Below are 23,380 nucleotides of genomic sequence, written 5' to 3'. Positions count from 1 at the left end.
GTAGGGTGTCAAGCCTGTGGATAACCGCAGGAGTGCTGTGCTCGGCACAGGGGCGTGGGTACCGTGCCGTGAACCCCGCGGGCGCAGGGGGCCGCGTGAGGCGGAAGGCAGCACGGGGAGCGGGAAGGCAGCACGGGAAGCGGAAGGCGCGGGAACACGAGCAGACGAGAGCACCAGAAGCGAACAGGGCGCGGGAGCGGGGCGGGTGTGGAGCCGGACGACCATGAGCGATCACGCGGCATCGCCGCGCTGTCCCTGCCGTCGCGCATCGCCGTGGCCCTCGGCGTCGCGGCCGCGACCGTTGCCGCGACCATCCATATCGTCATGATGTTCTTGCAGGTCACGCCCTCGAATACGGTCACCAAGCAGCACGGCGCGGCCGTCGACGACTACGTGTACCCGGAGTTCGAGCAGAACTGGAAGCTGTTCGCGCCCAACCCCCTGCAACAGAACGTCGCCGTGCAGGCGCGGACCGAGGTGCGCCGCGCGGACGGGCGCCTCACGACCGGCGACTGGATCGACCTCTCGGCGCGGGACGCCGCCGCCATCCGGCACAACGTGCTGCCCAGCCACACCCAGCAGAACGAGCTCCGGCGGGCCTGGGACGCCTACCTCGCCAACCATGACGCCGAGGATCGGCCGAACGGGTTGCGGGGCGACCTGACCGAGCGGTACCTCCGGCGCGTGGTGCTGTTCCGCCTCGGCGCGGAGCGCGACGGCGGGGCGGTGCAGCGCGTTCAGGTGCGCTCGGCGACCACCAACGTCGCCCCGCCGCCCTGGAGCGACGAGAAGACCGACCTCAAGCCCGCGTACCACGAACTGGCCTGGTGGCCGGTGACCACCGCCGACCTCCCGGAGGCGAAGAACCGGTGACCGACTCCCCTACGCCGCCGCGGGCCGAGGAGCCGGCCGACGCCGAGCCGAACGGCGCGGAAATGCCGGCCTCCGAACCACCGGCCTTCGCGCCGTCCGCGGCCCAGCCCTCCGAACCGTCCGACGCCGGGCTCTCCGTCACCCCGCCCCCCGCCGCTCGGCCCTCCTCCTCCGCGCCGCTCGCCGTCCGCCTCGACCGGGCGCTCACCGGCGGCCTCGCCCGCGTCACCGGGACGTCCCTAGGCCCGTACCAGACCGCTGTCATCCGCATCGGATACGCCTTCACCTGGCTGTTCTTCCTGGTGCGCGAGTGGCCGCACCGCCACGAGCTGTACGGGCCGGACGGCACGTGGGACTGGGACATGGCCCGGCGGCTGGTCGACGACAACCACTCCTTCACGGCCCTGATGTGGTCGGACGGCGCCTTCTGGTTCGAGGCCGTCTACTGCCTGGCCATCGTTTCCAGCGCGCTGCTGCTGCTCGGCTGGCGCACTCGCACGATGTCCGTGCTGTTCATGCTGGGCGTGCTGTCGCTCCAGAACCGCAGCGTCTTCGTCGGCGACGGCGGCGACAACGTCATCCACCTGATGTCGATGTACCTGGTCCTCACCCGCTGCGGCCAGGTGTGGTCGCTGGACGCCCGGCGGGCCCGGCGCGGCGGCGGCCGGGGGCCGGACCGGGACACGACGGGCGTCGTGCTGTGGGCCGTCGCGGGCCTCGCCCTGGGCACGGCCCAGTTCCTGGGCGTCTCTCACCTGTCCTGGACGGCGAACGGCCCGCTCCCAGGGCTCGGCTGGGCGACGGTGCTGTGGGGGCTGTGGCTCGTATATGCGGCGTGGTGGCTGGCGCGGCGGTACGCGCCGGGGGAGCCGCGCACCGTGCTCGACGCGTTCGCCCACCTCGCGCACAACAGCGCGCTGTTGGTGATCATGGTGCAGGTCTGTCTGATCTACGCGACGGCGGGCTGGTACAAGGTCCAGGGCTCCCGCTGGCAGGACGGCACCGCGCTCTTCTACCCGATGCACCTCGACTACTTCTCGCCGTGGCCCGCGCTGGCCGACGCCCTCACCAGCAGCGGCCTCATCACGATGGCGGTGACCTACGGGACGGTCATCGTGCAGGTCGCCTTCCCCTTCACGCTCTTCAACCGGCGGATCAAGAACGTGCTGCTGGCCCTGATGATCGTGGAGCACCTTTCCATCGCGTTCTTCCTGGGGCTGCCCTTCTTCTCCCTCGCGATGATCACGGCGGACGCGGTCTTCCTGCCGACGAACTTCCTGCGCGCGGCGGGCCGCCGGCTCGGCGGCCTCCGCGACCGCCTGCCCGCCGGCCGCCGCCCGTCGCTGCCCGAACAGCGCACGGGCGACGGTGAGGCGGCGCCCCGTACGCTCGTGGGCTGACGTCCGGGACCGCGCCCCTCGCCCGTGAGCCGCCTGGGGCGCCGGTGTCGCCCGACGCCTCATGAGGCCGCCTCCGTAGGCTGAGGCAATGATCGAAGACGAGGCGCCGGCCGCCGCGGAGCGATGGCGGGCGAGCGCGCCCGGCGCCGTACTGCTCGACGGATTCCACGCGCTCAAACACGCCCTGCGGTTCGGCGCGGACGTGCCGCTGGCGCTCGCCGCGGACAAGGACGCCGTCCTGACACTGGCGGACGAACTGGCCGACGACCTCACCGAGGAGATCCGCCGGTCCGTCATCGAGGTGCCCGCCGCCACCCTGCGCGAGCTGGTGCCCAGGCTCCACCCCACCGGCGTGGCGGCGCTCGCGGTCCGCCCCGGGCGCCACGCCAATCTGGACCGGCTCGCCGAACTGCCCCGCCCCGCGCCGGTCGTCGTCCTGGACAACCCCCGCAACCTCGGCAACGTCGGCGCGGTGATCCGGCTCGCCGCCGGCTTCGGCGCCACGGGCGTCGTGACCACCGGGGACCTCGATCCCTGGCACGGCAACGCCGTACGGGCCGGGGCCGGCCTGCACTACGCCACCGCCGTCGAACGGCTGCCGCTCGACGATCTGCCGCCCGGACCGCTGTACGCGCTGGACCCGGAGGGCGAGGACATCCGGTCCCTCGCCATCCCCGATGACGCGCTCATCGCCTTCGGCTCCGAACGCCATGGCATCTCACCCGAGCTGCGCGAGCGCGCCGAGCGGCTCGTGTCGCTGCCCATGCGGCCGCAGGTCTCCAGCTACAACCTCGCCACCAGCGTGGCCATGGCCCTCTTCCACTGGGGCGGCACCTCGCCCGGGGCCCAGGAGAACGCCGCCGCGTAACGGCCGTCCCCGGGCCCGGGGCGGGGTCGAAATGGCTCCAGGGGCGGGCCCGGGGACGGGAGCGGGTCCGGAGCCGGCACGCCCCGCCCGCCCTCCGGCACCCGCCCCCGCGCCCCGCCCCGGGCCGTGGGCCGTGATGCTCACACGGGCTTGCGCACCTCGACCGTGCGGAACCGGGACGCCACGAACGCCCCGTCGCACAGCGCCGCGTTGGCCGACGGGTTGCCGCCCGAGCCGTGGAAGTCGGAGAACGCCGCGGTCTGGTTGACGTACACCCCGCCGGTCAGGTTCAGCGACAACTGGGCGCATTCCTCCAGGCACGCCTCCTCCACCAGGCTCTCGACCTCCGGCGACGTGGTGTACGCGCCGACCGTCATCGCGCCGCGGTCGCGCACCGTGCGGCGCAGCAGATCCACCCCGTCGGCGGCCGAGTCGACGGCGACGGCGAAGGACACCGGGCCGAAGTGCTCGGTGAGATAGGCGGCTTCGGCGTCGGGCTTCGCGCCGTCGAGCTTGACGATGACCGGCGTACGGACCGTGGCGCCCGGGAAGTCGGGGTTGGTGATCGTCCGGGAGGCCAGCGCCACCTCGCCCAGCCCGGCCGCCGCCTCCACGCGCTCCTTGACCTGCGGGTTGACGATCGCGCCCAGCAGGGCGTTCGCCCGCGCGTCGTCGCCCAGCAGCCCGTCGACGGCGGCCGCGAGGTCGGTGACCACCTCGTCGTACGTCTTGCGCCCCGCGTCCGTGGTGATGCCGTCGCGGGGGATGAGGAGGTTCTGCGGGGTGGTGCACATCTGGCCGCTGTAGAGCGACAGGGAGAAGGCCAGGTTGGAGAGCATGCCCTTGTAGTCGTCGGTGGAGTCGATGACGACGGTGTTGACGCCGGCCTTCTCGGTGAAGACCTGCGCCTGGGGGGCGTGGCTCTCCAGCCAGTCCCCGAAGGCGGTGGAGCCGGTGTAGTCGATGATGCGGACCTCGGGCCGCTGGGCCAGGACCTTGGCGATGCCCTCGCCCTCCCGCTCGGCGGCCAGGGCGACCAGGTTCGCGTCGAAGCCCGCCTCGGCGAGCACCTCGCGCGCGATGCGGACCGTGAGCGCGAGCGGCAGCACCGCGCGCGGGTGCGGCTTGACGAGCACCGCGTTGCCCGTGGCGAGGGAGGCGAACAGGCCCGGGTAGCCGTTCCAGGTGGGGAAGGTGTTGCAGCCGACCAGCAGCGAGATGCCGCGCGGCACGGCCGTGAACTCCTTGCGCAGTTCGAGCGGGTCGCGCTTGCCCTGCGGCTTGGACCAGTCGGCCGTGCGGGGCGTGCGGGTCTGCTCCTCGTACGCGTAGGCCACGGCTTCCATGCCGCGGTCCTGGGCGTGCGGGCCGCCCGCCTGGAACGCCATCATGAACGCCTGGCCGCTGGTGTGCATGACCGCGTGCGCGAACTCGTGCGTACGGGCGCTGATGCGCGCGAGGATCTCCAGGCAGACCGCGGCCCGCGCCTCGGGCCCCGCCTCGCGCCAGGCGGCCATCCCGGTCCGCATGGCGGGCAGCAGCGCGTCCACGTCCGCGTGCGGATACTCGATGCCCAGCTCCAGCCCGTACGGCGACAGCTCCGTGGCCGTCCAGCCGTCGCTGCCCGGCTGGTCCAGCTCGAACCGCGCGCCGCGCAGGGCGTCGAAGGCCGCCTGCCCGTCGGCCGCGCTCAGGCTGCCGCCCTCGCCGTAGGCCTTCGGGTGCTCGGGGTGGGGCGACCAGTAGGCGCGGCTGCGGATCGCGTCCAGAGCCTGGTCGAGGGTGGGTCGGTGCTTCTCGATCAACTGCGCGGGGGTGAGCTCGGCGGTCACGACTGACCAACTCCTCGTCGAGCCGGTGGCAAGGGGCGCGGGCGCGCTCCCTGGGCGGGCGGTAGTGGAGACGGGCGGGCGGTGGGCCGGCCCCGCGGCTGCCGCGGGGACGCGGAACGGAGACAACACCGCTAGATTAACCGAACGATCGGTCGGGGCAAGGGGGCCTGGCGAACCTGTGGACAACTCATCGGGGAGGATCAGCGGCATGAGCGCAATCGACCGCAGCAGCACCGTCACCGGCACCGTCGCCGTGGTCGGGACCGGCACCATGGGCCAGGGAATCGCCCAGGTCGCGCTGGTCGCCGGCCACCCGGTCCGGCTGTACGACGCCGCGCCCGGCCGCGCCGCGGAGGCGGCGGCGTCCATCGCGGCGCGCCTGGACCGGCTCGTGGAGAAGGGCCGGCTCACGGCCGCCGACCGCGACGCGGCCCGCGCCCGCCTCCACCCGGCGCGGGCGCTCGCCGAACTCGCCGACGCCGAGCTCGTCATCGAGGCGGTCGTGGAGGACCCGGCGGTCAAACAGAAGCTGTTCACCGAACTCGAAGAGTTCGTCGGGGACGCCTGTCTGCTCGCCACGAACACCTCCTCCCTCTCCGTGACCGCCGTCGCCGGAGCGCTGCGGACGCCCGGCCGCTTCGCCGGCCTGCACTTCTTCAACCCGGCGCCGCTGCTGCCGCTCGTCGAGGTGGTCCGCGGCTCCGCCACCGACGCAGCCGCCGCCGACCGGGCGTACGCGACGGTCGCCGCCTGGGGCAAGACCCCGGTGCGGTGCGCGGACACCCCCGGCTTCATCGTCAACCGCGTGGCCCGGCCCTTCTACGCCGAGGCGTTCCGCGTGTACGAGGAGCGCGCCGCCGACCCCGCCACCATCGACGCGGCGCTGCGCGAGAGCGGCGGCTTCAAGATGGGGCCCTTCGAACTGACCGACCTCATCGGCCAGGACGTCAACGAGGCCGTCACCCGGTCCGTATGGGAGTCCTTCTTCCACGACCCGAAGTTCACGCCCTCGCTCGCCCAGCGCCGCCTCGTCGAGTCCGGGCTGCACGGCCGCAAGTCGGGCCGCGGCTGGTACGACCACGGCGCGGGCGCCACGCCCCCGGCCCCGCACACCGCCGAGCCCCGCCGGGCCCCGCGCGAGGTCACGATCGAGGGCTCCCTGGGCCCCGCCGATGTGCTCCGCGAGCTGATCGAGGAGGCCGGGATCAAGGTCGTACGGGACGGCGACCCGGCGGACTGGAAGGGCCGTATCGAGCTGCCCGGCGGGGCGCTGCTGCGGCTCTCCGACGGCGGCGCGGCCTCGGACGACGAGTCCGGCACGTACATCCACTTCGACCTCTCGCTCGACTACCGGGCCGCCACCCGGATCGTCCTCGCGCCCGCGGACTCCGCCGCGCCCGAGGACGTGGACGAGGCGATCGGCCTCTTCCAGGCGCTCGGCAAGCAGGTCAGCGTCATAGACGACGTGCCCGGCATGATCGTCGTACGGACGGTCGCGATGATCGTGGACTTCGCGCTCGACGCGGTGGCGCGCGGCGTGGCCGGCCCGGAGGACGTCGACACCGCCATGCGGCTCGGCGTGAACTACCCCGGCGGGCCGCTGGAGTGGGCCGGCCGGCTCGGCGCGACATGGCTGGAGTGCGTTCTGGACGCGCTGCACTACGCGTACCCGACCGGCCGCTACGGGGCGTCCCCGGCGTTGCGCCGCCGTGCGGCCGCCGAACGCAAGGTGCTCTAATCATGACCATGGCCAAGCGCGACACCTATACGCCCGAATCGCTGCTCGCGGTCGCCGTCCAGGTGTTCAACGAGCGCGGCTACGACGGCACCTCCATGGAGCACCTTTCCAAGGCGGCGGGGATCTCCAAGTCCTCGATCTACCACCACGTCAAGGGCAAGGAGGAACTGCTCCGCCTCGCCATAGCCCGCGCGCTGGACGGCCTCTTCGGCATCCTCCAGGAGCCCGGTGCGGCCGAGGGGCGCGCGGTCGACCGGCTGGAGCACGTGACCCGGCGCACCGCCGAGGTGCTGATGGCCGAGCTGCCCTACGTCACGCTGCTGCTGCGCGTACGGGGCAACACGGACACCGAGCGGTGGGCGATGGAGCGGCGGCGCGAGTTCGACCAGGAGGTCGCGGAGCTGCTGAAGCAGGCGTCGGCCGACGGCGACCTGCGCGCGGACGTGGACGTCCGGCTCGCCACCCGGCTGCTCTTCGGCATGATCAATTCGATTGTCGAGTGGTACCGGCCGCACAACGGCGTGGCGTCCGAAGGGGAGCAGGTGGCGGACGCGGTGGTGCGGATGGCCTTCGCGGGGTTGCGTACGTAGCGCCAGGGGCGTCGCCCCGGGGTAGCGTCGGGGGCGTCGCTCCCGCGCGCCTACAGCTCCCGCCGGGCTTCTACGTACCGCCCACCCTCATCGCGCGTCGCTCCCGCGCGCCTACAGCTCCCCCTGGCTCTCCTGCAGATCGGTCTCCTCGAAGACCAGCAGGGTGCGGGTGCTCAGGACCTCCTCCATCGACTGGAGGCGGGTGAGGACCAGCTCGCGCAGGGCGCGGTTGTCCTCGGTGTGGACGAGGAGCAGCACATCGAAATCGCCGCTGACCAGCGCGATGTGGGTGGCGCCCGGCAGCTCCTGCAGTTTCTCGCGCACGCTCCGCCACGAGTTCTGGACGATCTTCAAGGTGATGTACGCGGACGCCCCCTGACCGGCCCGTTCCTGATCGACGCGGGCGCTGAAACCCCTGATGACCCCGTCGTCGATCAGCCGGTTGATACGCGCGTAGGCGTTGGCGCGCGAGATGTGCACACTTTCGGCCACCGACCGTATCGAGGCGCGGCCGTCCGCCTGGAGTATGCGCAGGATGTCGCGGTCGATGTCGTCGAGAGGCCGGGCGGGCGGCCTGGCGCCAGATCCGGCCATCTGTTCGTCCCGCATGCCGTCGTGCCTCCCGCTGATGGACGTACTGCTCATATCTCAGGCTGTGGAGAACCGTTTGTCCACAGGCTCGGGTCGCCTGTAGCCAAAATGTGCCGGCGACCGAACAATCGGTAGGGAGAGCGGGGCCGCCGCGCGGCCCGGCCTCAGCGTGCTCCCAGCCCGCCCATACGAGGAGGTGCTCGACATGACGGTCCTTGAGCAGCCCGGCTCCTACCGGCCCACACCGCCGCCCGCCTGGCAGCCGCGCACCGACGCCGCGCCGCTGCTGCCCGACGCGGAGCCGTATCGCGTGCTGGGCACCGCCGCCGCCGACGGCCTGGACCCGGAGCTGCTGCGCCGGCTCTACGGCCGGCTCGTGCGCGGCCGCCGCTACAACACCCAGGCCACGGCGCTCACCCGGCAGGGCCGGCTCGCGGTCTACCCCTCCTCCACCGGCCAGGAGGCGTGCGAGGTCGCGGCGGCCCTCGTGCTCCAGGAGCAGGACTGGCTCTTCCCCAGCTACCGCGACACCCTCGCCGTCGTCGCCCGCGGCCTGGACCCCGTGGCCGCGCTGACGCTGCTGCGCGGCGACTGGCACACCGGGTACGACCCGCGCGAGCGGCGCGTCGCGCCGCTCTCCACACCGCTGGCCACCCAACTGCCGCACGCCGTGGGGCTCGCGCACGCCGCGCGGCTGGCCGGGGACGAGGTCGTCGCGCTCGCCATGGTCGGCGACGGCGGCACCAGCGAGGGCGACTTCCACGAGGCGCTGAACTTCGCCGCGGTCTGGCGGGCGCCGGTCGTCTTCTTCGTGCAGAACAACGGCTTCGCGATCTCCGTGCCGCTCGCCAAGCAGACCGCGGCCCCCTCCCTCGCCCACAAGGCGGTCGGCTACGGCATGCCCGGCCGGCTCGTGGACGGCAACGACGCGGCCGCCGTCCACGAGGTGCTCGGCGAGGCCGTCGAGCGGGCCCGCGCCGACGGCGGCCCGACGCTGGTGGAGGCCGTCACCTACCGCGTGGAGGCCCACACCAACGCGGACGACGCCACCCGCTACCGCTCGGACGCCGAGGTCGAGGCGTGGCGCGCCCACGACCCCATCGCGCTGCTGGAAGCCGAGCTGACCAGGCGCGGCCTCATCGACGACGAGGGGATACGGGCCGAGCGGGACGCCGCCGAGCGGATGGCCGCCGACCTACGCGACCGGATGAACGAGGACGCCGCGCTTGACCCGATGGACCTCTTCGCGAACGTCTACGCGCAGCAGACCGCTCAATTGCGGGAACAGGCCGCCCAACTGCGGGCCGAACTGGCCGCGGAGCAGCAGCCGGAGGCGGCGGAGTCAGCGGTGGAGGAGCCGGCCCGGGAGGCGTCGGCGGGGGAGGCGTCGGGGCAGGCGGTCGGTCGGGCGGCTGGGCGGCCGGCACAAGGGCCGCGCGGGTCACAGGCATCGCACGGATCGCGCGGGTCGCAGGGATCGCAGAGTTCGCAGGGATCGTACGGATCGCAGAGTTCGCAGGGGGAGCGACGATGACGACTACGGCAGTGGAGACGGCTCGCGACACGGCCCGCAAGCCCGTGACGATGGGGCAGGCGCTGAACCGGGCGCTGCGGGACGCGATGGCCGAGGACCCGGCCATCCATGTGCTGGGCGAGGATGTCGGCGCGCTCGGCGGGGTCTTCCGGGTCACGGACGGGCTGGCCCAGGAGTTCGGCGAGGACCGCTGCACGGATACCCCGCTGGCCGAGGCGGGCATCCTCGGGGCCGCCGTCGGCATGGCGATGTACGGGCTGCGGCCGGTCGTGGAGATGCAGTTCGACGCCTTCGCCTACCCGGCGTTCGAGCAGTTGGTCAGCCATGTCTCCCGGATGCGCAACCGGACGCGCGGGGCGCTGCCGATGCCGATCACGGTGCGGGTGCCGTACGGCGGGGGGATCGGCGGGGTCGAGCACCACAGCGACTCCTCCGAGGCGTACTACATGGCGACGCCGGGCCTCCATGTGGTCACCCCGGCGACGGTCGCCGACGCGTACGGGCTGCTCAGGGCCGCTATCGCGTCCGACGACCCGGTCGTCTTCCTGGAGCCCAAGCGGCTGTACTGGTCCAAGGCCGACTGGCCCGCCGACCGGCCGCAACCGGTGGACCCGATCGGCCGGGCGGCCGTGCGCAGGCCCGGCACGTCCGCGACGCTGATCACCTACGGGCCGTCCGTGCCCGTATGCCTGGAAGCCGCCGAGGCCGCCACCGCCGAGGGCTGGGACCTGGAGGTCGTCGACCTGCGCTCGCTGGTCCCCTTCGACGAGGAGACGGTGTGCGCGTCCGTACGGCGCACCGGGCGGGCCGTCGTCGTCCACGAGTCGCCCGGGTTCGGCGGGCCGGGCGGGGAGATCGCCGCGCGGATCACCGAACGGTGCTTCCACCATCTGGACGCGCCGGTGCTGCGAGTGGCGGGGTTCGACATCCCGTACCCGCCGCCCATGCTGGAGCGGCACCATCTGCCCGGCGTGGACCGGGTGCTGGACGCCGTCGCCCGCTTGCAGTGGGAGTCCGAGTGGACCGAGGGCGGTGTTCGGTGATGGCCGTGGTGCGCGAGTTCACCCTGCCGGACCTCGGCGAGGGGCTGACGGAGGCGGAGATCGTCCGCTGGCTCGTGGAGGTCGGCGACGTGGTCGCCGTGGACCAGCCGGTGGTCGAGGTGGAGACGGCCAAGGCGATGGTCGAGGTGCCGTGCCCGTACGGGGGCGTCGTGACGGCCCGCTTCGGCGAGGAGGGGTCGGAACGGCCGGTGGGCTCGCCCCTGTTGACGGTCGCGGTGGGGGAGCCGGCCGAACGGGGCGGGCACGGCGGCGGTTCGGGAGGCGCTTCCGCCGGTACGGGCGCGGGTGCGGGAACAGGCGGTACGGGCGCGGGTGCGGGCGCCGGCGGGGGTTCGGTGGGCGGCAAGGGCGACACGGGCGACATGGGCGGCGTCGAGGGGTCGGGCAATGTGCTCGTCGGCTACGGCACGGCCGCCCCGGCGGCACGCCGCCGCCGGCTGCGACCCTCCGCGCGGCAGGGCCTGGTGAATGAGGGCGTGGGGAGCCCTGCCGCAGCGGATGGCGGTTCCGATACGGGCCAGGGTCCCGCCGCGGCGGCCGGGCCGGTGGCGGTGATCTCGCCGCTGGTGCGGAGGATGGCGCGGGAGCGCGGGGTGGACCTGCGGGAGGTGGCGGGTTCCGGGCCGGAAGGGCTCATCCTGCGCGCGGATGTCGAGGCCGCGATAAGGGAGTTGGGAGAGCGGCGAGCGAGCCTGAGCGCGGAGCCGGTGGCCGGCGGGTCGGCTGCTCCGGCGACGGCGACCGGCCGGGACGTGGAGCGCGTACCGCTTCGGGGGGTGCGGGGCGCGGTCGCGGACAAGCTGGCGCGGAGCCGCCGGGAGATCCCCGACGCGACGTGCTGGGTGGACGCGGACGCGACCGAGCTGCTGGCGGCGCGGGCCGCGATGAACGCGGCCGAGGGCCCGAAGGTCTCGCTGCTCGCCGTTCTGGCCCGTATCTGCACGGCCGCGCTCGCGCGGTACCCCGAGCTCAACGCCATGGTCGACGCGGACGCGCGGGAGATCGTACGGCTGCCGGCCGTCCACCTGGGGTTCGCCGCGCAGACGGACCGCGGCCTGGTCGTCCCCGTCGTGCGGGACGCGCAGGCGCGCGACGCGGTGTCGCTGTCCGAGGAGATGGCCCGGCTCACGGAGGCGGCCCGGGCCGGTGCGCTGAGCCCGGCGGAGTTGACCGGCGGGACGTTCACGCTGAACAACTACGGGGTGTTCGGGGTGGACGGTTCGACGCCGATCATCAACCACCCCGAGGCGGCGATGCTGGGCGTGGGCCGGATAGCGGACAAACCATGGGCCGTGGACGGCGAGTTGGCGGTACGGAAGGTCGTCCAGCTCTCCTTCACCTTCGACCACCGCGTCTGCGACGGCGGCACCGCCGGGGGCTTCCTGCGGTACGTGGCCGACTGCGTGGAACGTCCGGCGGTGCTGCTGCGCTCGCTCTGACACCCGACGCCGAAGGGGAAAGGGGACAGGGTGAGGGAGAGACGGGGGTGGTGATACTCGGGGTATGAGTGGTTATGACGCGGTGGTGCTCGCCGGTGGCGCGGCGAGGAGGCTGGGCGGGGCCGACAAGCCCTCGGTGCGCGTGGGTGGGCGGACGCTGCTGAACCGGGTGCTCGCCGCGTGCGCGGACGCCGGGAGCATCGTGGTCGTGGGCCCCGAGCGGCCGACCGCCACCAAGGTGACATGGACCCGGGAGGAGCCGTCCGGGGGTGGCCCCGTCGCGGCGCTCGCGGCCGGGCTGCGGCACGTACGAGCCGACACCGTGCTCGTACTCTCCGCCGACCTGCCCTTCCTGGACAAGGAGGCGGTACGCACCCTGCTCACCGCGCTCGAAGAAGCCACGGGTGCCGCGGCTGGGGGGCCGAAGGGCGATGGGGTGATGGTTGTGGATTCCGGGGGGCGGGATCATCCGCTTGTTGCCGTGTATCGCACTGAGGCGTTGCGGGAGGGGCTGGGGCGGCTCGGTGGGGAGCAGGGGGCGCTGGGGGGTTTGTCGCTGCGGCGGTTGACGGCTGGGCTCTCGCTCACTCGGGTGCCGCATTCCACGGCTTCCCTCGACTGCGACACCTGGGAGGACATCACCGCGGCGCGCGCGAGGATCAGGGACGATGGGAACGTGTTGGATGAATGGATTGCCGCAGTCAAGGCCGAACTGGGTATCGAACTCGATGTCGACACCGCCGCCCTCCTCGATCTCGCGCGGGACGCCGCGCACGGTGTGGCCCGCCCCGCCGCGCCGCTGACCACCTTCCTCGTCGGTTACGCCGCCGCTCAGCAGGGCGGGGGCGCCGAAGCGGTCGCCGAGGCGACGCGCAAGGCGGCCGCGCTCGCCACGCGCTGGGCCGAAGAGCCGGAATGAACGGCCGGGAGGCGGACGCCGCACTGGACCGTGCCGCGGCCGAGGCACTGGCGTTGCTCTCCGACGTTCCGAGCGAACGGAGTGAACAGAGCGTCCGGGGCGAACGGAGCGAGCAGAGCGGGCGGGACGAACGGAGCGAGCGGGGCGAGCGGGGCGATCCGGATACTCCGGCGCCTGCTCATGGAGGCCGCGCAGCGCGCGAAGACCGTGACGTCCACGCCGGTACCGGCGGCGCGGCTCGCGAGGCCGGGGGAGCCGGCGGCACCGACAGCCGCAGCGGTTCCGGCGAGCATACGGACGCTGGCGGTCCGCACGCCAACATCGCCTGGGACGACGCCCGTACCCGCGCCGAGCGGGCCGTACGCGTCCTCGAACCCGTGGTGAAGAAGCTCCCCGACGCGCTCGGCCACGTGCTCGCCGAGCCCCTCGCAGCCCTCACCGATCTGCCTCCCTTCGACACCTCCGCCATGGACGGCTGGACCGTCGCGGGCCCCGGGCCGTGGCGGATCGCCCCCGACGGCCCCGGCATCCTCGCCGGTCACGCCCGTTCCGCAGCGCTCCCCGACGGCCGCGCGGTCCGGATCGCCACCGGCGCCCGCGTACCGCCCGGCGCGACCGCCGTCCTGCGCAGCGAACACGGCACCGTCTCGGACCCGGGCGCGCCGGGCGCGGCGGCCTGGCTGCACGCGGACCGGGCCGTGACCACCGGTCAGGACATCCGCCCGCGCGGCCAGGAGTGCCGCAGCGGCGACCAGCTCCTGCCGGCCCGTACGTACGTGACGCCGGCCGTGCTGGGGCTGGCGGCCGCGGCCGGTTACGACGCGCTGCGCGTCGTACCGCGGCCGCGCGTCGAAGTGCTCGTGCTGGGCGACGAGTTGCTGGACTCGGGGCTGCCCCGCGACGGCCGCATCCGCGACGCCCTCGGCCCGATGCTCGCCCCCTGGCTGCGCTCCCTCGGCGCGGAGGTCATCGCCACCCGCACCCTCAAGGACGACTACGAGGCGTTGTACGAGGCCGTCCTGGCCTCCGGCGCCGACGTGATCGTCACCACCGGCGGCACCGCCTCCGGGCCGGTCGACCACGTTCGGCCGATGCTGCGCCGCGTCTTCGCCGAATCCCTCATCGACGGCGTCGCGGTACGCCCCGGCCACCCCATGCTCCTCTCCCACCTCGTGCCGAACCGTCACCTCATCGGCCTCCCCGGCAACCCGCTCGCCGCCGTCTCCGGCCTGCTCACCCTCGCCGGGCCCCTGCTGCGTACGCTCGCGGGCCGCGTGGCCCCGGCCCCGTACCGCGCACCGCTCACCGAAGCCGTCCACGGCCACCCCGAGGACACCCGCCTCGTCCCCGTCGCCTATCAGGGGGACGAGGTGCGGCCGCTGCGGTTCCACGGCCCCGCCATGCTGCGCGGCATCGCCGCCGCCGACGCCCTCGCCGTCATCCCGCCCGGCGGTATGGAACAGGGGGCCGTCGTCGAGACGCTGGACCTGCCCTGGGTGGCGGGCGACGACCCCAGCGCCGATGTCGCTGTCAGCGGGACGGGCGCCGACCCCGGTGGCGGTTCCGCGGACGCCGCCCGCACCACCCCCGACCCCGCCCCCGGTACCGCTCCAGGAAGCGGCCCCGGCCACAGCCCCAGCCCCGACCTCGACCTCGACCTCGACCTCGACAAGTCGGATGGGCTCGGCGCGCAGGACTGGCAGGGCGTACTCGACGAGCCCGACCGGCAGGGAGCGCCTGACCGTACGAACAGGTCTGGCGGACCCGACGCCCCGGCAATGGACGACCTGCGCTGGGCGTACGAGCCCGAAGGGGAGGTTCGGTCCGCGGAGCCCTCGCCTTCCGCGGAGTCGCTACCTTCCGCGGAGTCGCTGCCTTCAGCGCAGTCGTCGCCTTCCGCGGGGCCGCTGACCGGGCGTTCCGCAGGGCATGACACGCTGAACGCCCCGCGCCGACTGGACGCCCCGATGCCGTTCGGCCTCGACTCCGGAGCCCTCTCGTGAAGTTGCCCGCCCACGACGCGGCCGCCCGTCAGGACCCCGCTCAGCCTCCGGCCGCGCACCACGACCCCGAGAACACCGGTTACCGCGTCCAGCTCCCCCGGCAGACCCTCGGGCCGTTGCGGCAGGTCATACGCCGACTGCTGTTGGCGCTGCTGGTGATGGTCGCGACGGTCCTCATCGTCTACGCGGACCGCGGCGGTTACCACGACAACGCCGACGGCGAGGTCGACTTCCTCGACGCCGTCTACTACTCCACCGTCACCCTGTCCACCACCGGATACGGCGACATCGTCCCGTACAGCGACGGCGCGCGGCTGTCCAACGTGCTGCTGGTGACGCCGCTCCGGGTCCTCTTCCTGATCATCCTCGTCGGCACCACCCTTGAGGTCCTCACCGAGCGCACCCGTGAGCAGTGGCGTCTTACCCGTTGGAGGTCCGCCTTGCGCGATCACACCGTCGTCGTCGGTTTCGGCACCAAGGGCCGGTCGGCCGTGCAGACCATATGCGCGACCGGGCTGTCCAAGGAGCGGGTCGTGGTGGTCGACCCGAGTCCGAAGGCGATCGAGTCGGCGATCGGGCACGGCTTCGCGGGCGTCGTCGGCGACGCGACCCGCAGCGACGTGCTGCTGCGCGCCGAGATCGAGAAGGCGCGGCAGATCATCATCGCGACGCAGCGCGACGATACGGCCGTACTCGTCACGCTCACCGCGCGGCAGCTCAACCGCGCCGCCAACATCGTCGCGGCCGTCCGCGAGGAGGAGAACGCGCCGCTGCTGCGCCAGTCCGGCGCGGACTCCGTGATCACGAGCGCGAGCGCGGCCGGGCGGCTGCTGGGGCTGTCCGTGCTGAGCCCGAGCGCGGGCACGGTCATGGAGGACCTGATCCAGCAGGGCAGCGGCCTCGACATAGTGGAACGGCCAGTGGTGAAGGCGGAGGTCGGCAAGTCCGTACGGGACACCGACGACCTCGTCGTCTCGGTACTGCGCGGCCACCGCCTGCTCGGCTACGACGACCCCGAGGCGAGCCCCCTCAAGGCGACGGACCGTCTCATCACGATCGTACGGGCGCGACCGGCGGCAGTCCGTTAGGCACCGGCCGACTATCGGCCGTCGGCTGCCGATGGCGCTCCGTTACGTAGTCGCCTGCCGGTGATCGGCGGCATTCCGTCAGGCGGACACCCGCCGGCTGCCGATGGCGCCCCGTCAGGCACGCGCCCGCCGACGTCCGGCGGTGCTCCGTTACGCAGGTGCTCGCCGGCGACCGGCGGCATTCCGTCAGGCACGCGCCCGCCGGCTACCAGCGGCAGTCCGGTAGCTCCTTGCCGGACGACGGACGACGGGCGACGGACGGCGGACGGCGGACGACGGACGACGGACGAGGGGCGACGGGCGACGACGGACGACGACGGGCGAGGGGCGACGGGCGACGGGCGACGACGGGCGAGGGGCGACGGGCGACGGGCGACGACGGGCGAGGGGCGACGGGCTCCGGGGGCCGCGCACCGGTACGGATCACGGGGTGTGTGGAGCGAGCCCGGTACGGACCCCGGGGGCGTGCGGAGCGGGCCCGGGACGGCCTTGCCGCCCCGGAGTAGCCTCGCGAGCATGTATGCGATCACCATTCCTGAACCCGGCGGACCCGAGGCCCTGGTCTGGGCCGAGGTTCCGGACCCCGTGCCCGGCGAGGGCGAGGTGCTGGTCGAAGTCGTGGCCAGCGCGGTCAACCGCGCCGATGTGATGCAACGTCAGGGCTTCTACGACCCACCGCCCGGCGCCTCCCCCTACCCGGGCCTGGAGTGCTCCGGCCGGATCGCGGAGCTCGGGCCCGGCGTGCGCGACTGGGCGGTCGGCGACGAGGTGTGCGCGCTGCTGGCGGGCGGCGGGTACGCCGAGAAGGTGTGCGTGCCCGCCGGGCAGCTCCTGCCCGTACCGGACGGCGTCGACACCGTCACGGCCGCCGGGCTGCCGGAGGTCGCGTCCACCGTGTGGTCGAACGTCTTCCAGACCGCCCGCCTGCGGCCCGGCGAGACGCTCCTCGTGCACGGCGGCTCCAGCGGCATCGGCACCATGGCCATCCAGTTGGCGAAGGCGGTCGGCGCGCGGGTCGCCGTCACGGCAGGCGGCGCGGCGAAGCTGGAGCGCTGCCGCGAACTGGGCGCGGACATCCTCATCGACTACCGGGAACAGGACTTCGTCGAGGAACTGACGAAGGCGACCGGCGGCGCGGGCGCGGACGTCATCCTCGACATCATCGGCGCGAAGTACCTCGACCGGAACGTACAGGCTCTCGCCGTCAACGGCCGGCTCGTGATCATCGGCCTCCAGGGCGGGCGCAAGGGCGAGCTGAACCTCGGCGCGCTCCTCGCCAAGCGGGCCTCGGTCACGGCGACGTCGCTGCGCGGCCGGCCGCACGAGGAGAAGGCGGAGATCGTCGCGGCGGTGCGTGAACACGTATGGCCGCTGATTGTCAGCGGCCGCGTGAAGCCGGTGGTGGACAGCACGCTGCCGATGCGCGAGGCGGCCCGGGCGCACGAGGTGTTGGAGGGGAGTTCCCACGTGGGCAAGGTGCTGCTGACGCCCTGAGCCCGAGCCAATCGTTCGGATGTTCCACGTGAAACCGTGGGCTCATTCGGGCTCATGGGTTCACGCCATCGCGGGCACGCCGGGCCGAAGTGCCGTCGCCCTGACGGCGCGAGGCGTCGCAGATCGCAGATCGCAGATCGCCGATCGCCTATCGCCGGTAGTGCGGGGCGGGCAGCGGGGACGAGCGGGAGAACCGTCCGAGATGCCGGTTCTGTCATGACATGTGACTCTGGGACCGGACATGACGGCTCGGCACGGGAGGCGCACAGCCGTGGCTCCAGCACTTCGCTCGTTCCCCGCGGTCGGCTTGCTGACCGTCGGCGGACTCTGCCCCGCACTGTTCCTCGGCCCGGCCGCGCACGCCGCCTCAGCCGCGCCCGCCGCGCCCCTCGCCCCCGCCGCCGAACGGTCCGCGCCCTCGACCGCGGTACGCGCGGGTCAGGCGGTACGTACGGGCGCGGGGGACCGTACCGGCTCAGCGGTACGTGCGGGCTCAGCGGTACGTACGGGGCCGGCGGGCCGGTTCGGCGTGGCTGCCGCACGGCCGGGCGCGGGGGCGTCTCCCGGCGCGGCGATACGTCCTTACGGGCCCGAGCCGGGAGCTGGAACCGGACTGGGCGCGGGAGCCCGACTCGGGCTGGAAGGCGCGGCCGGTGGCCTCGGGCTCGGAGTCGGAGCGGGGCCCTGGCAGGGCCGTACGCAGCCGGGGCGAGCCCCCTCGCCGGACGACCTCCGCGGCGGCCTCCTCGCCCCCGGCGGCCCCAGCGACCCCAGCGACCCCACCCCTCCCACCAGCCCGAGCCCCGCGAGCCCGCCCGCCACCGCCACCTCCCCGGCCGCCGAGCCCTCCTCCCCCTCGCCGTCCTCGATGTCCCCCACCCCCTCCGACCCCTCGACCGACACTCCGTCCTCCACGGCCCCTTCCACCACCCGCACCCCAACACCCGCCCCCACCCCCGCCTCCGACGAGCCGTCGTCCGCCCGGGCCGCCGCACCCCCGCCCGCCGGCGACGACGACCGCGCCGGTGCGGCGCGTCGGGAGCCCGGGCCGCCGCGGGAGCAGTACGCGATGGTGCGGCCGCCCGCGCCCGTTCCGTCGCGGCCCGTCCGTCCGCCGTACGCGCCCGCGGCCGGGAACGTCGCCGGCAACGCCGCCGGGAACGTCGCCGGCTCCGCGCGGGAGGCGGTGGCAGCGCCCGCGCCGACCGGCCGCGTGATGCGCGTGCTGCCGCTCGGTACGGGCATGGCGCTGACCGGGCTCGGGCTGGCCTTCATCGGTCTGCGGCTCCGGCGGCGCTGACCCCGACACCGACCGCGACACCGACCGAACGGTCAGCGGTCACCGGGGCGACAAGGGTGGTGCCCGGACAGTCGAGGGGTGACGAATCCGATCTACCTCGAACAGCGCAAAGCGGGTATACATACGCGGTATACCGACCCGCCGTGGCCGCTCTGACCAGGTGGCCGACGCGGCGGGTCCGACCCACCCAAGGGGAACACCGCACCATGTCCGCTCAGCCACCACAGCCGAACGCGATATCGAGGGCGATATCGAAGGCGACGCCGAAGGGGAGGGAACGGAGCGGAGGGGGCGAACCCAGAGAACGCGAACGGGGGCGGGAACGGGGCCGGGACCGGGACCGGGGGCGAGAGCGGGGGCGGACGCGGGAGGCCGGCAGGCGGTACGGGCGCTCCTCGCGCGAGGCCGTTCTGGAGCTCAAGGAGATAACCCGAACCCATGGCACCGGTATGACCGAGGTCCACGCCCTGCGCGGCGTGGACCTCACTGTCATGCCGGGCGAACTCGTCGCCGTCATGGGCCCCTCCGGCTCCGGCAAGTCGACGCTGCTGACCCTCGCCGGCGGGCTGGACGCGCCGACCAGCGGGCAGGTCTTCGTCGAGGGGCGCGACCTGGCGCGGCTCAGCCGCGGCGAGCTGGCCGCCACCCGGCGCCGTTCCATCGGCTATGTCTTCCAGGACTACAACCTCATCCCGGCGCTCACCGCCGCCGAGAACATCGCCCTCCCCAGAGAGCTGGACGGACACCCCCTGCGCAAGGCGCGGCGGGAGGCCATGGAGTCCCTGGAGGAGCTGGGCCTCACCGCGGTCGCCAACCGCTTCCCGGACGAGATGTCCGGCGGCCAGCAGCAGCGGGTGGCCATCGCGCGCGCCCTCGTCGGCGACCGCCGGCTGGTCCTCGCCGACGAGCCGACCGGCGCTCTGGACTCCCAGACCGGGGAGGCCGTCCTCGCGCTGCTGCGCGCCCGCTGCGACGCGGGCGCGGCGGGCGTGATGGTGACGCACGAGCCGCGCTACGCGGCCTGGGCGGACCGCGTCGTGTACCTGCGCGACGGCACGATGGTCGACCAGACCCTCACCGCCCGCGGCAGCGGCAGCGCCACCGACCGGTCCGCGACGTCCATACGGGCCGACGCCGCCGCAGCCGCCGTACGAGCCGATGACCCGGCGGTACGAGCCGATGGCCCGGCGGTACGAGCCGATGGCCCGGCCGTACGGGCCGATGACCCGGCCGTACGAGCCGATGACCCGGCCGTACGAGCCGATCGCCCCGTCGGCCCCCATGCGGCCGACCGGCCCTCCCCCCACGCGGCCGACTGGCCCTCCCCCCGCCGGACCGCCCCGTGACCCGCCCCGCCGCCCCGCGCTTCCGCCCCCACCGCCCCCACCGCCTCCTCCATCTCCTCCGGTCCCGCCACCCCCGTCGGCTCCCCCGTCGTCTCTCCCATCTCCGCCCTCGGCTGCCCAACCTCCCCGCCTGGCGCGCCGCCCTGCGGATCGCGCGCCGGGACGCGCTGCGGGCGAAGGCGCGCAGCGTGCTCGTCGTGGCGATGATCGCGCTGCCCGTGCTCGCCGTGACCGCGGCGGATGTCATCTACCGCAGCGGCGAACCGACGCGGAAGGAGACGGTGGACCGGGCGCTGGGCGCGGCGGACGCGCGGTTCACGGACGGCGGCTTCGGGCCGGTCCTCCTCGTCCAGACGCCGAACGCGCAGCGGTACGGCAGACCCTCGGACTACCACCATGAAAGCGAGGAACAAGCCGGCGAGGACCAGGCCGACGAGGACCCGCAGCGCGAGGGCCAAGGCGAGGACCCAGAAGGCGAGGAGCAGGACGACAGCGGCGTCGTGCCCGTGGACCCCCGCCCCGTCGACGTCCCCGCCGTCCTGCCGCCCGGCGCCCACGTGCTCACCTCCCAGGACGTCGACGGCCTGGTCCACAGCGCCCACAGCCTCCTGCACTCGACCATCCGCGAGCTGCGTGTCGCCGATCCGATGATGCGCGGCAAGGTCCGGCTCAACCGGGGCGCCTTCCCGTCCGGGCCCGACGAGATGGCCGCCACCGGCGCGTACCTCGAAGCGTCGGGGCTGCACGTGGGCTCGCACACCAGGGTCAAAGGGCTGAACCAGGTGTTCCGGATCACCGGGGAGCTGGAGCTGCCGGGCGAGCTGGCGGCGGAGGTGCTCTTCGCCGATCCGGGCGCAGTCATCGCGCCCTGGCGGGCGCAGGCGAAGCGGGACGCGGTCGCGGCGCCGCCGCACCCGTTGGACAAGGAGTACTACGTCACGACGAGGAGCCACAGCGTGGCGTGGGGCGATGTGCTCGCCGCCAACCGGCGCGGCGCGGTCGTCTACTCGCGCCAGGTGGCGCTGCACCCGCCGCCGGTGGCTGAGGTCCCGGCGGCGCGGGTGATGGCCGGCGTGTCGGGGTCCGGTTACAGCGGTGCGTACGGCGGGCCGGGCGGCGGGGCCGGCGGGTCCGATCTCGTCACATGGCGCAACGCGTCGTTCGCCGTGGTCGGGGCGCTCGGTCTGCTGGAGATCGTGCTGCTCGCGGGGCCGGCCTTCGCGGTCGGCGCCCGCCGTTCCCGCCGCCAGCTCGGGCTCGTCGGGGTGTGCGGCGGGGACCGGGCGCAGGTACGGGCGGTGGTGCTGGCCGGCGGCGTGGTGCTGGGCGCGGTGGGGGCCGTGCTCGGGGTGGCCGGCGGGCTCGGGGTGACGGCGCTGGGCCGGCCGCTGATCGAGCAGTGGGCGGGGCGGCGCTTCGGCGCGCTCGACGTCCGGCCGCTGGAACTCCTCGCGATCGGCGCGACCGGGCTGCTCACGGGCGTACTGGCGGCGCTGGCGCCCGCGGTCGTCGCGGCCCGGCAGTCCGTGCTGGTCTCGCTGACGGACCGGCGCGGGGTGCGCCGGTCCTCTCGTACGCTGCCGGTGCTGGGGCTCGCGGCGCTGCTGCTGGGTGCGGGGCTGGCCGTCACCGCCGCGCTGACCGGGCTGGACTCCCTGGTCGTGGCGGCGGGCTCGGTCGTCGCCGAGCTGGGGGTGCTGGCGCTCGTACCGGCGCTGGTGGGGGCCTGCGGGCGGCTCGGCCGCCGACTGCCGCTGACGCCCCGGCTGGCGCTGCGCGACGCGGCCCGGAACCGGGGGCGTACCGCGCCCGCGGTGAGCGCCGTGCTGGCGGCGGTGGCGGGGACGGTCGCGGTGGCGACGTATTCGGTGAGCTTGCAGGCGGAGCAGCGTTTCGGCTATGTGCCGAGCCTTCAGCCCCGCACGGTCGCGCTGATGGTCGACGCCTACGCCGACCAGGGCGGCCACCCGGAGAAGGCGCTGCCGGCGCTGCGGCGGACCGTGGAACGCATGCTGCCGGTCTCCGGGGAGCGCGCCGACGTCGAGCGCGTGTGGGCGGGCGGCGACTGCTACGCCCAGGAGGCGGTCGAGTGCGGCTCCATCGAGCTGGTACGGCCCCGGGGCAACGAGTGCCCGTTGCGCGGCCCGGACGGCGCGCGGATCGCCGCCGGGCTGAGCGCCGCGGAACACCGGGACCTGATGCGGACCCCGCGCTGCGTGGACTACGGCATCGGCTCCTCGATCATCGGCGACATCGAGGACAGCACGGTCGTCGGAGACGCCCGCCTGCTGCGCAACTACATCGGGCTGCGGGACCCGGCGGCCGAGCGGGCGCTGGCCGAGGGCAGGCCGGTGCTGCTCAACCCCGCGTACGCGCGCGGCGGCCGGCTCACGCTGAAGATCACCGGGCTGCACAGCGGGCCCACCGGGCCACGCCCGGACCAGAAGCCGACGCGCGTCTCCCTGGACACGTACACCGCGCCCGACTCCTACGCGGACACCCCCGGCATCCGGCTCGTGCTGCCCGCCTCCCTCGCCCACCGGCTGGGCCTGCACACCGCGCCCTCCGGCTCGTTCTTCCCGGTCAGCCGCACCCCCACCCGGGACGAGCAGCGGCGGGCCGAGGCCGAGCTGGCGCACGGCGACGCGGCCACCGACCTCTACGTCGAGCGCGGCTACCCCGAGACGAGCAACGCGGGGCTGCTGCTCCTCGCCGTCTTCGCGGGCATCGTCACCATCGGCGCCGCCGCCATCGCCACCGGGCTCGCCAAGGCCGACGCCGAGGCCGATCTGACCACGCTCGGCGCGGTCGGGGCGGCGCCCCGGGTACGGCGGCTGTATACGGGGTTCCAGTGCGCGGTGGTCGCCGGAATGGGCGTACTGCTCGGCACGGTCACCGGGGTGCTGCCGGCCGTCGCGCTGCGGCTCGCCGAGGGCCGGCACGCCCTCGCCCATATGCGCGAGAGCCCGATGTCCTCCGCGTACACCCCCGTCGAGCTGCCCTGGCCGACGCTGGCCGCCCTCGCCGTGGGCGTCCCGGTGCTGGCGGGGCTGCTCGCGGCCCTGTGCACGCGCTCCCGCCTCCTCGCACCGCGGCGGGCGACCTGACCGGCGCGGCGGGCGGCCTGACTGTCGTGGCGGGCGGTCTGACCGGCGCGGTGGGCGGTCTGACCGGCGCGGCGGGTGGCCTGACTGTCGTGGTGAGCGGCCTGACCGGCGCGGCGGGTGGTCGGGACCGCCGCGGCGGGTGGTCCGCCCGCCACGCCGTGCGGTCTGTCACCGCCACGCCGTGCGGCCTGTTG

The 23,380-nt window shown here is 74.1% G+C and carries 14 protein-coding genes and 3 pseudogenes; 15 read left to right on the top strand and 2 right to left on the bottom strand.

Annotated elements, in window-relative coordinates; all coding sequences use genetic code 11:
• Positions 1 to 207: 207 nt before the first annotated feature.
• The 3 genes from IF55_RS16015 (at position 208) to IF55_RS16005 (ending at position 3,141) form a co-directional block, all read left to right on the top strand.
• Positions 208 to 873, top strand: a complete 666-nt coding sequence (locus IF55_RS16015; RefSeq protein WP_037966550.1) for a DUF5819 family protein — start codon at positions 208 to 210, stop codon at positions 871 to 873.
• Between the two features lie 62 nt (positions 874 to 935).
• Positions 936 to 2,273, top strand: a complete 1,338-nt coding sequence (locus IF55_RS16010; RefSeq protein WP_048832048.1) for an HTTM domain-containing protein — start codon at positions 936 to 938, stop codon at positions 2,271 to 2,273.
• An 88-nt stretch (positions 2,274 to 2,361) separates the two neighbouring features.
• Positions 2,362 to 3,141: a TrmH family RNA methyltransferase gene (locus IF55_RS16005; protein ID WP_030888623.1), complete on the top strand. Its 780-nt coding sequence runs from the start codon at positions 2,362 to 2,364 to the stop codon at positions 3,139 to 3,141.
• A gap of 140 nt (positions 3,142 to 3,281) precedes the next feature.
• Here the strand turns inward: IF55_RS16005 and paaN are convergent, their stop codons facing one another.
• Positions 3,282 to 4,973 carry a phenylacetic acid degradation protein PaaN gene (paaN, locus tag IF55_RS16000; protein WP_030888619.1) on the bottom strand — a complete coding sequence of 564 codons (1,692 nt, stop codon included), beginning with the start codon at positions 4,971 to 4,973 and terminating at the stop codon, positions 3,282 to 3,284.
• A gap of 208 nt (positions 4,974 to 5,181) precedes the next feature.
• Here paaN and IF55_RS15995 point away from each other — a divergent pair, with 208 nt between their 5' ends.
• Positions 5,182 to 6,711 carry a 3-hydroxyacyl-CoA dehydrogenase gene (locus tag IF55_RS15995; RefSeq protein WP_030888616.1) on the top strand — a complete coding sequence of 510 codons (1,530 nt, stop codon included), beginning with the start codon at positions 5,182 to 5,184 and terminating at the stop codon, positions 6,709 to 6,711.
• A gap of 2 nt (positions 6,712 to 6,713) precedes the next feature.
• Positions 6,714 to 7,301 carry a TetR/AcrR family transcriptional regulator gene (locus IF55_RS15990; protein WP_030888613.1) on the top strand — a complete coding sequence of 196 codons (588 nt, stop codon included), beginning with the start codon at positions 6,714 to 6,716 and terminating at the stop codon, positions 7,299 to 7,301.
• A 111-nt stretch (positions 7,302 to 7,412) separates the two neighbouring features.
• Here the strand turns inward: IF55_RS15990 and IF55_RS15985 are convergent, their stop codons facing one another.
• On the bottom strand, positions 7,413 to 7,910 hold the full coding sequence (locus IF55_RS15985) for an Lrp/AsnC family transcriptional regulator (protein WP_030888610.1): 498 nt from the start codon (positions 7,908 to 7,910) through the stop codon (positions 7,413 to 7,415).
• 187 nt (positions 7,911 to 8,097) lie between these two features.
• Between IF55_RS15985 and pdhA the strand changes: the two are divergent.
• From pdhA to IF55_RS15935, 10 genes and pseudogenes are all read left to right on the top strand, one after another.
• Positions 8,098 to 9,225: pseudogene (pdhA, locus tag IF55_RS15980) on the top strand (pyruvate dehydrogenase (acetyl-transferring) E1 component subunit alpha); the annotation flags it as partial.
• 197 nt (positions 9,226 to 9,422) lie between these two features.
• Positions 9,423 to 10,469, top strand: a complete 1,047-nt coding sequence (locus IF55_RS15975) for an alpha-ketoacid dehydrogenase subunit beta (protein ID WP_030888605.1) — start codon at positions 9,423 to 9,425, stop codon at positions 10,467 to 10,469.
• Positions 10,469 to 11,929 (top strand): dihydrolipoamide acetyltransferase family protein, encoded by a 1,461-nt coding sequence (locus IF55_RS15970; protein WP_030888600.1) that lies wholly within the window; start codon positions 10,469 to 10,471, stop codon positions 11,927 to 11,929. Before IF55_RS15975 ends, IF55_RS15970 begins: the two co-directional genes overlap by 1 nt.
• Positions 11,930 to 11,993: 64 nt before the next feature.
• Positions 11,994 to 12,848 carry an NTP transferase domain-containing protein gene (locus tag IF55_RS15965; protein WP_030888597.1) on the top strand — a complete coding sequence of 285 codons (855 nt, stop codon included), beginning with the start codon at positions 11,994 to 11,996 and terminating at the stop codon, positions 12,846 to 12,848.
• Positions 12,845 to 14,350, top strand: a pseudogene (locus IF55_RS15960) (molybdopterin molybdotransferase MoeA); the annotation flags it as partial. The gene IF55_RS15965 and the pseudogene IF55_RS15960, both read left to right, overlap by 4 nt.
• A gap of 497 nt (positions 14,351 to 14,847) precedes the next feature.
• On the top strand, positions 14,848 to 15,939 hold the full coding sequence (locus tag IF55_RS15955; RefSeq protein WP_030888589.1) for a potassium channel family protein: 1,092 nt from the start codon (positions 14,848 to 14,850) through the stop codon (positions 15,937 to 15,939).
• 516 nt (positions 15,940 to 16,455) lie between these two features.
• Entirely contained in the window at positions 16,456 to 17,433 is a 978-nt protein-coding gene (locus IF55_RS15950; protein WP_030888587.1) for an NAD(P)H-quinone oxidoreductase, read from the top strand.
• 271 nt (positions 17,434 to 17,704) lie between these two features.
• Positions 17,705 to 18,733: a hypothetical protein gene (locus IF55_RS39415; RefSeq protein ID WP_157854512.1), complete on the top strand. Its 1,029-nt coding sequence runs from the start codon at positions 17,705 to 17,707 to the stop codon at positions 18,731 to 18,733.
• 410 nt (positions 18,734 to 19,143) lie between these two features.
• Positions 19,144 to 19,848: pseudogene (locus IF55_RS15940) on the top strand (ABC transporter ATP-binding protein); the annotation flags it as partial.
• Positions 19,849 to 20,192: 344 nt separating this feature from the next.
• Positions 20,193 to 23,186 (top strand): ABC transporter permease family protein, encoded by a 2,994-nt coding sequence (locus tag IF55_RS15935; RefSeq protein WP_030887200.1) that lies wholly within the window; start codon positions 20,193 to 20,195, stop codon positions 23,184 to 23,186.
• The last annotated feature ends 194 nt before the right edge of the window (positions 23,187 to 23,380 follow it).

Origin of the sequence: Streptomyces varsoviensis (assembly GCF_000718635.1) — a bacterium.
In the GTDB taxonomy this organism is placed as follows: Bacteria; Actinomycetota; Actinomycetes; order Streptomycetales; family Streptomycetaceae; genus Streptomyces; species Streptomyces varsoviensis.
Note: the sequence above shows the minus strand (reverse complement) of the source record. Positions and strands in the feature narration are given on the sequence as shown.